Genomic DNA, 11949 nt, shown 5'->3' with positions numbered 1-11949 from the left:
TCATATTTTGTAGCTTCGAATTTATTGTTGCATTCTGTTCTTTAAGTTATAATTGCAGGATGGGAGGTGATTTTTAATGAAAAATTCAATGATAAGCATTGATGTAAAAGAAAGAGCTAAGTCTTCAGTTTTTTATTCTGATGTTTCTTCACGTATAAAGCAAACAGTCAGTAGTGAAAATTTAGAAGAAAATGACGAATTATTCTCTACTGATTTTGCTGCAAAACTTATGAATAGTTACAAGCAGTCAGCTTCTGGTTTATCTAGACCATATAAAGATGTTTTTGCTGAGTTAGAAAAGGGCTTGTAATGAGTTCTTTTGATATTCTTGTTACTCAAGATGCAGAAAATGATTTAAAAAATATAAGAGATTATATTGCATCTAATATTTCTAAGAAAACTTCTGCCAGAATTATTAATATCATTAAATTTAATATTGAAAGACTATCTCTTTTTCCTCAGTTTGCGCCTGTAGTTAAGTATGAGCCGTGGAATTCACTTGGTGTGCGTCGTATTGTTGTAAAGAATTTTCTTATTTATTACAGAGTTGATTTAGAAAAAAATACAGTTTATATTTTGAAGGTTACTTATGGTAAATGTAATCAACAAACTGTATTGGAACAAATAGATTTATTGGATTAAATACTTATTAAATGTTGCATAATAAGTTATAGTTGTTCGCCACTCCGAGTATAGGTTTCGTCAAAGCTAATCAGTAATATTACGTAGGTCGCGCACAATCGCGGTCGTTTGCCAACTAGCGAAAGGTAAGCGGTTCTATTATGACGAACGCATTTTATGATTCTTCAAATCAAGTTTTTTCTCGTTGCGCAATTGCTCAATCGTTAGCAGGCAAAAGCGTTGTTACTTTAGACGATATTTCTACGGCACAAATACGAATGCTTTTAGATAAAGCGCGATACATTGATTCGCACAGAAAAGAAGTGGCCCACACTTGCGATGGCAGAGTGTTGGCCACTCTTTTTTATGAGCCAAGTACGCGCACGCGATTAAGCTTTGAAACAGCAATGCTTCGCTTAGGTGGCAAGGTGATTGGCTTTGCAGGCGCTCAACTTTCTAGCGCTAGTAAAGGCGAAACAGTTAGCGACACGTTAAAAGTGGTGTCAAACTATGTAGATGTTGTAGCAATGCGTCACCCTAAGGAAGGCGCCGCTTTTGTAGCAACGCAAGCTGTTAGCACGCCAGTAATTAATGCAGGAGACGGCGGTCACATGCATCCTACTCAAACTCTTGCAGATTTAGCAACGATTCTTGCACGATTTGGCAGACTGAATAATTTAACAGTTGGGCTTTGCGGAGACTTAACGTACGGTCGCACAGTTCACTCGCTTATTGAAACTTTATGCCGCTTTGGAAATGTTCATTTTGTGTTGATTAGTCCAGATGAGCTTAAAACTCCGCAATACGTTATTGATCGTATAAACGCAACCGAATCGTGCTCTTACGAAGAAACTCGCGATTTGATGGAAGTTATTGGAAGTTTAGACGTTCTTTATATGACTCGTGTGCAAGAAGAGCGTTTTACAGACAGGGATCAATACTTGCGACTTAGAGATACTTACATTTTGACGGAAGAAAAATTGCAAAAAGCGAAGCCTAATACGGCTGTTCTTCACCCACTTCCTAGGATTAACGAGATTGCGGTTGATGTTGACGCAGACCCTCGTGCAGCATACTTTGAGCAAGTTAAAAACGGTATGCTTATGCGAATGGCTCTTGAAAGCTCAGTTCTTGGAGATGAGCTTTTGGGCTATGAACCAACAGATTTTGTGAATGTGCCTAAAGACGAATCGCAAGCTTACGATGCTAATGGAATTTCGCTGGCTAATCCTCGTGTTCATAAAGAAGATAAAAACGCTCCTAAAGATCTTAAATGTCCTAATATTCGTTGCATAACAAATAGTGAATTGTCGTTAGTTAAAAAGTTCTATAAGGATGATTCTGACGCAAATGTGTATAGATGCTTGTATTGCGATGAAGAAGCATAAGTAGATTGAATGCAGATTGAATGCAGTCAAAACGTAAAAATAATCGCGATTAACGCAATTGAAATATAAAGTAATCTAAAATAATCTAAATAACTTAAAACCTTGAGCAAACTAGGAGCAATATGAATAACTCTCGAACCTTAACTTTGCAAAATATTGCAGTTTGGGATACTAGCGAGCGCATTGATTTAATCGTAGAAGGTGTGCGGCAAGATGCTTTAATTGAGCCAAATGCCAGAATATGCGGAGAAATTGATGCAAGTGATTGGATTGTTGCTCCTGGTTTTGCAGACCCACACGTGCATTTTAGAGATCCTGGTCAAACAGATAAAGAAACGATGATGACTGGCGGCAATGCTGCTGCTGCAGGCGGATATACGCAAGTTTTGATTATGCCAAACACGATTCCAGCAGTTGATGGCGAGCCTTGGAATGATGCTCCTTTTGATGTGGAAAATGTGATTGACTACTTGCAAAGATACGGTTGCATATATGGCGTAAAATTGCCAGTTCGCTACGATTTAAGCGTTTGTGCATCGGGCGGAAGAAGTGGCGTTGATCCTAGCAACGTTAATTTGTGGAAAAAGTATGTTCCTGGAATCGAAGATAGTCAAAAAACGTCTCCAATGAAGAAGCATCCTGTAGTTGCAATCAGTGACGATGGTGCTGCAGTTACAGATTCGATTTTGCAAGACGTTCTAAAAATCGCTAAAGAAACAGGATTGCCTCTTCTTGAACATTGTGAGCATCATAATTCTGGCTCAGTAAACGAAGGGCCAGTTGCTAAGATTTTAGGCGTTGGTGGAATTCCTGCTTCTACGGAGCTTGCGATTGTTAAGCGAGACATTGATGCTGCGCGAGTTAGTGGCGTTCATGTGCACTTCCAGCATGTGAGTACTGCAGCTGCTTTTGAAGCGATTCGCAAAGCTAAGAAGGAAGGTTTGCCTATTACTTGCGAAACAGCTCCGCATTATCTTGCTCTTTGCGATGAAGATGTGCTTAAGTATGGCGTTAACGCAAAAATGAATCCGCCTCTTAGGTCTAAAGCAGATAGACAGGCTACTCTTGGTGCAATCGCAGATGGAACTATAGACATGATTGCGACTGACCATGCTCCGCATACAGATGCAGATAAGGCTGGCGACTTTGCGAGCGCGCCTAATGGCATTATTGGCTTAGAATGCGCGTACGCGGTTTGTAGAAAAGTGCTTGTGGATGCAGGATACACGGACGATAAGCACTTAATTGAGCTAATGTCTGTTAATCCAATGCAACTAATGAGCCGCAGGCCTACGGATGTTTCTGCTTTGCTAAACGTGTCTTCTAAGTGCGCGCTTCGGCGTACATTGCGATTAAGTAGCACAGAGCACCCAGAAAACGTTGATTTAGTGTTGATTAATATGAACGAAAAGTGGAGTGTGGATTCAAGCTTGTTCCATTCAAAAGCTAGAAATACGCCATTTGACGGTTGGCAATTAAAGGGCAGGCCAGTGGCAACTATTATTGGATCGCAAATTGCGTTTTCTAGAATGTAGTCGCGTATTTAATAAGTCGTATGTGTAAGTCATATGAGTAAGTCGCGTGAGTAAGTCGTAAAAAATAGTAAAAATGGGAGAAAAATGGACGAGTTAGTAGAAGCGATTGCATCCAAGCAAAATCCTACTGTTGTTGGATTAGACCCAAAGCCTGGTATTTTGCCTGCGCAAATTTTAAGCGGCTTAGCAAATGAAGTTTTGCAAGAAGTAGAAAGCGAAGAAGCTTTGTCAACTTTGCTTGGTGCTGCTTATTTTGAGTTTAATCGAGCAATTATTGATGCGATTTGCGATATTGTTCCAGCTGTTAAGCCACAAATTGCAATGTATGAGGCGCTTGGTTCTGCTGGAATCGACACTTACACAATGACTTGCGATTATGCCAAATCTAAAGGTTTAGTTGTTATTGGAGACGCAAAACGAGGAGATATTGGCTCTACGGCAGCTCAATATGCAGCGCATTTGCGAGGATTTGCTAATCTTGATTCGTATTTTAGCGATGATTCTTACGACTTTGACGAGTCTTTGCTTAATCTTCTAAAAAGCTCTAGCACAAAGGATGTTTGGCACGAGGATTCGCTTACTGTAAACCCGTATATGGGATCGGATGGTGTTATGCCTTTTGTAAACGAAGCAATTTCGCGCAACAAGAGCATTTTTGTGCTTTTGCGCACGTCTAATCCTTCTAGCAAAGAGTTGCAAGAGCTTGTTGTTGAAGATGGCAGGCCAGTTTACGAGCATATGGCAAGCTTGATTGAAAATTGGGGCGAATCAAACATTGGGAATCACGGATATTCTAGAGTTGGAGCGGTTGTTGGAGCAACGCATCCGCAAGAAGGCAAGCGGTTGCGTGAGCTTATGCCGCATACTTTCTTCCTTGTTCCAGGTTATGGAGCGCAAGGTGGAACAGCTAAAGATGTTGCTGGAATGTTTGATAAAGACGGCAGTGGCGCAATAGTAAACTCTTCGCGCGGAATTATTGGCGCTTGGAAAAACAGTGAATCTTATAAAAAGCACGAATCTTCAATCTCTTTAGATGACATTCTAGATATTGTTGCACATTCTTCTGCATGCGCTGCTATTAATATGCGAGATGATTTAAGGCAGGCGATTTATAAGTGAATCTATTTATAAGTGAATATAGATAAACATAAGCGAATATAATTTATAGCTAATAACAAGCTACAAATCGCAAGTTATAAGTTACAAATTACAAATCGCAAGATGCAAATTACAAATTATATAACTAAAAACTAAACAGTTACACACTACACAAGATAGGGCAAATACATGAGTGATGGCATGTTTATTCAAACTAGAAAATCTTCTAGAAGCTTTATATTTACTATTCGTGAAAGCTCTTTAGACTATTCGGGTGCAGATTCTAGTAAGCCAAAATATAGCCGTCTTTTAGGAAGGCGCCCAATAGAAGTTCTTGATAATCAAAAGCTTGACGAAGGTGTGTATCGCTTAGTTTTGCGCGATGATGCTATTGCTAAAACAGCCACTCCTGCGCAATTTGTTAACTTATATTCTCCAGATTCTACAACTATGCTTCCTAGGCCATTTGGTGTTGCAAGCGTTGATGGAGATACTTTTACTCTTATTTTTGCTGTGATTGGTAAAGGCACTGCCGAGTTTGCGCAGCTTAAAGCAGGAGACACTGTAGACGCTTTAGGGCCATTAGGATTGGGCTTTGATATTTCTAAGCCAGCGCACTATGTTCTTGTAAGCGGAGGATTGGGTGTTCCTCCTTTGATTTGTGCTGCGCAAGCGATTGCAAAAAATAAGGATTGCAAGGTTACGGCCGTTCTTGGATACAGAGATAATCATTTTGCTGACTCATTTATGAAGGAATACGTTGATAACGTTTATAGCATTAGCAATGCGCAAGGAACTGTTATTACTTTGCTTAATGAGCTAGAGCAAGAAAATCATTTTGATTTTAATGGCGATTTGCCTATTGTTATTCTTTCTTGCGGGCCTATGCCAATGATGAAAGCTGTAGCTCATTGGGCGCATGAGCGTAACGTTAAATGCCAACTAAGCCTAGAAGCAAGAATGGGATGCGGCTATGGCACTTGTGTTGCTTGCGTTGTAGATACTTTGGAAGGCAGACTTAAAGTTTGTAACGAAGGGCCAGTATTTGACTCTGAAAGATTAGGCTGGGAGTAAATAAAAGTCTGAGAACAAATACTGGAAACAATAAAGGCTGGGAGTAAAAAGATATGAGTAACGAAATGAATAAAGCTTTAGAAAATGCGCAAAATAGCGCGCAAAACAATGCATCAACTCTTGGATTTGACACAAGCCACGTTTGGAAGCACTCAACTAAAGTTGCGGGAGTTGAGTGGAAAAACATGGTTGGAACAGCGTCTGGAACGTTCCAACTTGCAGCTTGCGCGCACTTTTATGACGTTAGCCAACTTGGAGCAATTTGTACAAAAGGTGTTTCCCCAGTTCCTTGGGAGGGTAATCCTTCTCCGCGCACTGCAGAATCGCCTTCTGGAATGGTGAATGCTGTTGGTTTGCAAAATCCTGGAGTTGATCACTATTTAGTAGACGAGCTTCCAAAGTTAAAAAAGCTTGGGGCGCTTGTAATCACAAATGTTGCAGGCCACAGTGACGAAGATTATGCGCAAGTTGTTGAAAAGCTTGCGGATTCCGCGGCAGATATGCTAGAGATTAACGTTAGCTGCCCAAACGTAACTCATGGCGGAATGAGTGTTGGCACAGACCCAGTTGCATTGCATCGTTTAATTAAGCGACTTCGCGCAATGACAGATAAGCCGATGATTGTAAAAATGACGCCAAATGTTACAGATATTGTTTCGATTTGCAAAGCTGCTGTTGATGCTGGCGCAGATGCTTTAAGCATGATTAATACTTTAGTTGGATTGAGAATTGACATTCGCACAGGCGAGCCGATTATTGCAAACCGTACGGGCGGTGTTTCTGGCCCTGCAATCTTCCCGATTGGACTTGGATTTGTGTGGCGAGTGCGTCAAGCTATGCCAGATATTCCAATCATTGGTATTGGTGGCATTGATTCTGGAGAGAAAGCTTTGGAATATTTGTATGCTGGCGCTAATGCTGTAGAAGTTGGGGCGGCCGCTCTTGTGGACCCAACTGCTCCGATTCGCATTGCGCGTGAGTTGGATGATTTGCTTGATTCTAGGCCAAAGCTTGCGTCTTTGCTTAAAGAAGGCAAAACTTGGCGATGACATTTAATGCATTATTTAAGACAATTTACTAAGACAATTCATTCAAGACAGATTTAACAAGGAGAGTTAATTATGGCACAATTACACGAGGATTTTACAAAGTTTTTGCTTGATTCAGGCGCACTTAAATTTGGTGATTTTACGCTTAAGTCTGGTCGCCAATCGCCTTACTTTATTAATGCTGGTGCTTTTGACGACGGAATGAAAATCGCTTCTCTTGGTGATTATTACGCTCAAAGAATTGTTGCAGCAATCAAAGATGGTATTCTTTCTAACAATATTGACACAGTTTTTGGTCCTGCTTATAAAGGCATTCCTTTGGCAGTTTCTACGTCTATGGCTTTAACAAATAATTACAATATGCCAGTTGGTTTTACTTTTGATAGAAAAGAGCGAAAAGACCACGGCGACGGCGGAATGATGGTTGGAAAGCCGCTAAAAGACGGCATGAATGTGTTGCTAGTTGACGACGTTATGACTGCTGGAACTGCAGTTCGCGAAACTTTGCCAAAGCTTAAAGCAGAAGCAAATGTGCAAGTTGTTGGCTTGATTTTGGCAGTAGATAGAATGGAGCGCACAAAAGACAGTGATCTTTCTGCAGTAAAAGCAGTAGAGCAAGAGTTTGGATTCCCAGTGCTTCCAATTGCAAACGTGCGCGAAATCTTCGATGCAGCTAAAAGGATTAGTAATTCAAACGGGGAGCCCGTAATGAATCAGCAGTTGGCAGATTGCGCTGCTAAATATCTTCTTCAATACGGCGCTTGATATATGGCGTTTTAATAAAATATCTTAAAGTTTTCCGCAAAATGTTGTAAACATGTTGTGTAGAACAACATTTTGCGGAAAATTATTGCAAATGTTTTAGTTTTTCTTTAGAGTAAAGGTTGCAATTCCAGCAATTGCAACAACAAATACAACTAATATAGCAATAGCTAATACATGCGTATTATTGGTTGAAGAGGCTGCTTTCGCAATATAGCTGTTATTTGTTAGTGCGTCCTTCTTTTTGTTTACGCTTTTACTTGAATCATTATCTTTAGAGTTGTTTTCTTTAGAATCATTGCTTTGCAAATCTTTGTAATCAGCGTTATTGCTGATTGAGTTGCTGCTTTGTTCGGTTTGATTCTTATTTGTTGCAGTTTTGTTGGCGATTTCTGCTTTGTAAGAAGTATCTTGATTTTCTTGTTGCGATTTAGCAGATTCTGCAGTTTTAGGTTCTGCAACCTTTTGTTGTTCTGCAGTATATGTTTTCGCATAAACACTGGTTTGATTATAACTACTATAATTGTAATCATCTTTATTAAAAGGAATGAATAATAATTTGTTCAAACTGTAATCAGAATCAGAATCATGGTCCGAAGATTCAGATCTACTAGGCTCAACAACGTTTGAAGTTTCCTTTTGAATGCTTTTAGTTTTAACAGTCAAATTAAAATCTTTACTTAAATCAAGATTGCTTAAATCTGTATTAAAAGCAGAGTTCCCATTATTCCAATCTGTAATCACTTCGTCTTTTAAGCCTAGAATTGTAGATAAAGTTGCGTTTGCTTTTTCTATACCTAGATTTCGGAAGTCAGTTATTTTATTATTTGAATCTTTACAGTTAACAATTGCATCAACAAAATTATGTTTTCCATTCGTATTAACTAAGCAATTAATATTAGCATCGCCGTGTTTTATTGTAGCCATAAAGTATCCGCGTAAGAATCTTCTAGAGCCGCTTTCTTTGCTTTGTTTTGCGTTATTTTCTATTAAATCTTTTGCACTATTTGAGAATCCACCTTCTTTAATAAGAAGATTTCCATTTTGTGTGCCTGCTTCTTTCCAAATGTCATTAAGTGCCGAAAGATTTGTTTGTTCGAGATTAACGCCAGATGGAATGGTAATATCAACGATTTTGCTGCCGCCAAACATGTTTTTAACACCTTGGTTTAATGAACCGGTTTGAATATTAAGAGCTTGTGTTAAATCCCACTTAGAAATATCTAGAGACGTTACAGAAGAGTTTGCAAACATATCGTTCATGTCTGTTGCGCTAGAAGTGTTCCAATTTTCGATTCCTGGTATTTGTGTTAAATTGGTAGTGTTTGAAAATGCTTTTCCCATATTCCAAACATTTTTTGTATTCCAATTTTCTAAGCCAGTTATCTTTTTAACGCCACTGTTGTCAAAAAGACCAACAATGTTTGAAACATAAGAAGTTTTCCATTTTCCAAGGTTGGCTTCTTTAAGTGAGGTTGTTCCAGTAAACATTTTTCCAATGTCGTTAGTATTGCTAATATCCCAGTTTTTAAGCGCTTTAATGTCTTCTAGCTTGTTGGCGTTCATAAACATTCTTCCCATTGAAGCAAGATTGTTGTTTGTAAACACTTCCAAGCCATCGGTAGTTGTTAAGCCGCTATCTTCAAACATTCCAGTTGCTTCATCGCAGTAGGTGTTGTCCCAAGTAATTCCCTTAACGTTTGAAAGATTCTTTGCTTGGTAGAACATGTTGCTCATATGATGAACATTGCGAGTTTTAAAGTTTCTAATGCCGTCTGCAGATTCAATTGCGCCGCCTTCAAACATGCTAGTCATGTCTGTAACGTTGCTAGTGTTCCACTTTTCGTCTAATCCGTGAACTGTGCGCAAATTTTTTGTGTTTCTAAACATTAGTTGCATGTTTTCAACGTTGCTAACGTCCCAGTTAGATATTGGATTTATGCTGCTTATTCCGCTATCTTCAAACAGGCTGCTCATATCTGTTACGCGGCTTGTATCCCAGTCTTTAGTACCATTAATGTTTTTTAACTTAGGTGTTGAAGAAAACATTCCAGACATATCTTCTACATTAGAAGTGTCAAATAAATTCAAATTGTTTATTGTTTCTAGATTTGCAAAGTTTGAAAACAGTTTGCTAGCACCGTTTCCTAGTTGGATTTTTCCAGCATTTTCAGTTTGATCGCCTGATTGAACAATATTTATGACTTTGACTTTAGATGTATCAAGATTTACGCCATCTGGATTGTTTTTATTAGACGAAATAATCTTTTCAATTGAGTTAGATGCAAAATCTGTTCCGTTAATTTTTGATATTTCAAGAGTATTAGTGGATTCGTCAAACTTCCACTTTAGCCCAGTAGGAGTTGGGTCAAAGAATCCCTGATATTTTGCTTCATGCCAAGTGTTTAGTGCGTTTTCTTTGTTTTTTGGATTAGATGCAACAGATTCGTTATACTGCGTTAGCCCAGTGTTTAATTTTTCGCGAGCAATGGCTTGAGTTGGTATTAGTGAGAAAATTATTACTAAAGATAAGCAAGATGCGAATATATTTTTTCTCATGGTTTCTCTTCTCTGTTAAATCATGCGTATGTTCGTTCTTGTTAGAACATGTTAAATATATCAGTCTTTATGAATAAAGTAAAGATAATATGTTAGTTTATGTTCTTTTTTTGTAAAAATAATTATAAATTAGTGTTTTATAATGATGCTTTTATATGTGAGTAAAAATATCAAAAGATTGTATTAATCTCATAATATGGAAAACAGCAATAATAAGTACCAAGAATCAGAAGATTTGGATGATATCGCTTCCTTTAATAATCAAGATACCTACGAGCCAGAAAACATTTTTGGCTCCTCTAATAATGATTCAAACAACTCTTTATTAAGTGATAAAAAAGCTATTGCTGTTATTGTTTGTGCATCTCTTATATCAATCGGAGTTGTTGCTGTATTATGGTTTGTGTTATTTGCTAATAACTCTAAGCCTAGTCTAAAAGCGAGTGAGCCTTCTAAAAATTGCGTTCAATTGCGCAAAAAAGTAATCAATGCTAAAGAAGAGCTTAAAAAAATTGTATCAAGTCAAGATGTTAAAGATGCATCTAGCATAAAAGCTGCTGATTTTGATGAAGATTTTGATGCCGCTAAAGACGCAGCGGACGATTTTGAAACTTCTCTAAGCTACGCTAATGATGACTTAAACGATGATATTCCATCATGCCCACTTGGCGCGGATTCTTACGATTCTACAACAGTTGAAAATAAGCTTTCAGACAAATTGGATTCTTTCCACAAAGATGCTAATTCTGTTAAAACGCATGCAAAGAATTTACTAAAAACTAGCAGAACTGCTTTTGGTGATCAATTGTTAAATCTTGTTAAAAAAGCTAGAGAGCTTGTAGAAAAAGCGAAAAATTTGCCTATTTTAGCTGATGCTTCTAAAAGCCTAGAAAATGCTATTAATGATGCAGGGAATGCTCTTGCTAAAAGCAGCAATAATTATACAGAGTTAAAGCAGGCTTATCAAAAAATAAAAGCTGTTATAAGCCAGTATGAAGATAGAATTAAAAAAGTGAGCGATAGATTTTTAAGCAGAGATGGCAATGGGTATCCTTTTGATGCTCCACATCCTAAGGATGATCAAGGTGGCTATATTCCAATGGGTCGTAGTCAAAACTCAGAGTCTTCGGAACAAAACGATCAGAGTAACGAATAATTGCGTTAAATGCGGTTGTTATTTTAGTTGTTATTTTAATTAGTTGACGCTTTGTGGCATAATAAGCAAGGTTTATTTCTTAGCTGCGCAAATTGCAGCTTTATTAGCGAAAGAAACGGATAACTCGTGGCACAGACTACCAATGATATTAAAAATGGATCGGTTTTGAACCTTGAAGGTCAGCTTTGGACTGTTGTTAAGTTCCAGCACGTAAAGCCAGGCAAAGGCCCTGCTTTCGTTCGTACCACCATTAAGAACGTGCTCTCGGGCAAGATTGTCGATAAGACTTTTAATGCCGGCATGAAGATGGAGTTCGAGACCGTTGATAACCGTACTTTGCAATACTCTTACGAAGACGGCGATAACTTTGTGTTTATGGATATGACAACCTACGACCAGGTGTACATTCCTAAGGATTTGGTTGGAGATCAAAGCAAGTATCTTCTTGAAGGAACTGATTGCATTGTTAGCTTCCATGATGGCACTCCTTTGAGCGTAGAGCTTCCAGCGTCTGTAATTTTGACAATTACGCACACTGAGCCAGGCTTGCAAGGCAACCGTTCTAACGCTGGTACTAAGCCTGCAACAGTTGAAACTGGTGCCGAAATTCAGGTTCCACTCTTTGTTGGCGAAGGCGAAAAGGTTAAGGTCGATACTCGTGATGGCTCTTACCTTGGTCGTGAAAACTAGTAAAAACTTATAAAAAG

At 38.6% G+C, this 11949-nt stretch carries 11 protein-coding genes; 10 read left to right on the top strand and 1 reads right to left on the bottom strand.

From position 1 onward, the window contains the following. Positions 1–76: 76 nt before the first annotated feature. From HXT45_RS04220 to pyrE, 8 genes are all read left to right on the top strand, one after another. Positions 77–310 carry a hypothetical protein gene (locus HXT45_RS04220; RefSeq protein ID WP_004131017.1) on the top strand — a complete coding sequence of 78 codons (234 nt, stop codon included), beginning with the start codon at positions 77–79 and terminating at the stop codon, positions 308–310. Beyond that, positions 310–642, top strand: a complete 333-nt coding sequence (locus HXT45_RS04215) for a type II toxin-antitoxin system RelE/ParE family toxin (RefSeq protein ID WP_004131015.1) — start codon at positions 310–312, stop codon at positions 640–642. The genes HXT45_RS04220 and HXT45_RS04215 overlap by 1 nt, the downstream gene beginning before the upstream one ends. Positions 643–782: 140 nt before the next feature. Further along, the gene (pyrB, locus tag HXT45_RS04210; protein WP_016805028.1) at positions 783–2009 is read left to right on the top strand and encodes an aspartate carbamoyltransferase; all 1227 of its coding nucleotides are present in this window, start codon (positions 783–785) and stop codon (positions 2007–2009) included. Between the two features lie 122 nt (positions 2010–2131). Further along, positions 2132–3544, top strand: coding sequence for a dihydroorotase (locus HXT45_RS04205; RefSeq protein ID WP_119529318.1), 1413 nt, complete (start codon positions 2132–2134; stop codon positions 3542–3544). Between the two features lie 84 nt (positions 3545–3628). Beyond that, on the top strand, positions 3629–4663 hold the full coding sequence (gene pyrF / locus HXT45_RS04200) for an orotidine-5'-phosphate decarboxylase (RefSeq protein ID WP_421781347.1): 1035 nt from the start codon (positions 3629–3631) through the stop codon (positions 4661–4663). A gap of 168 nt (positions 4664–4831) precedes the next feature. Beyond that, positions 4832–5716: a dihydroorotate dehydrogenase electron transfer subunit gene (locus tag HXT45_RS04195; RefSeq protein WP_004131005.1), complete on the top strand. Its 885-nt coding sequence runs from the start codon at positions 4832–4834 to the stop codon at positions 5714–5716. A gap of 53 nt (positions 5717–5769) precedes the next feature. Further along, positions 5770–6765: a dihydroorotate dehydrogenase gene (locus HXT45_RS04190; protein ID WP_004133050.1), complete on the top strand. Its 996-nt coding sequence runs from the start codon at positions 5770–5772 to the stop codon at positions 6763–6765. Positions 6766–6837: 72 nt separating this feature from the next. Then, positions 6838–7530 carry an orotate phosphoribosyltransferase gene (pyrE, locus tag HXT45_RS04185; RefSeq protein WP_415684808.1) on the top strand — a complete coding sequence of 231 codons (693 nt, stop codon included), beginning with the start codon at positions 6838–6840 and terminating at the stop codon, positions 7528–7530. 96 nt (positions 7531–7626) lie between these two features. Here pyrE and HXT45_RS04180 read toward each other — a convergent pair whose 3' ends face one another. Continuing rightward, positions 7627–10086: a BspA family leucine-rich repeat surface protein gene (locus tag HXT45_RS04180; RefSeq protein ID WP_421781344.1), complete on the bottom strand. Its 2460-nt coding sequence runs from the start codon at positions 10084–10086 to the stop codon at positions 7627–7629. 196 nt (positions 10087–10282) lie between these two features. On the opposite strand from HXT45_RS04180, the gene HXT45_RS04175 reads away from it, so the two are divergent. Next, complete coding sequence (locus tag HXT45_RS04175; RefSeq protein ID WP_421781342.1) at positions 10283–11242, top strand: hypothetical protein; 960 nt, start codon at positions 10283–10285, stop codon at positions 11240–11242. Between the two features lie 126 nt (positions 11243–11368). Then, complete coding sequence (efp, locus tag HXT45_RS04170) at positions 11369–11932, top strand: elongation factor P (RefSeq protein ID WP_004130995.1); 564 nt, start codon at positions 11369–11371, stop codon at positions 11930–11932. The last annotated feature ends 17 nt before the right edge of the window (positions 11933–11949 follow it).

Source organism: Gardnerella sp. DNF01199S, assembly GCF_049244155.1.
GTDB lineage: Bacteria > Actinomycetota > Actinomycetes > Actinomycetales > Bifidobacteriaceae > Bifidobacterium > Bifidobacterium piotii.
Note: the sequence above shows the minus strand (reverse complement) of the source record. Positions and strands in the feature narration are given on the sequence as shown.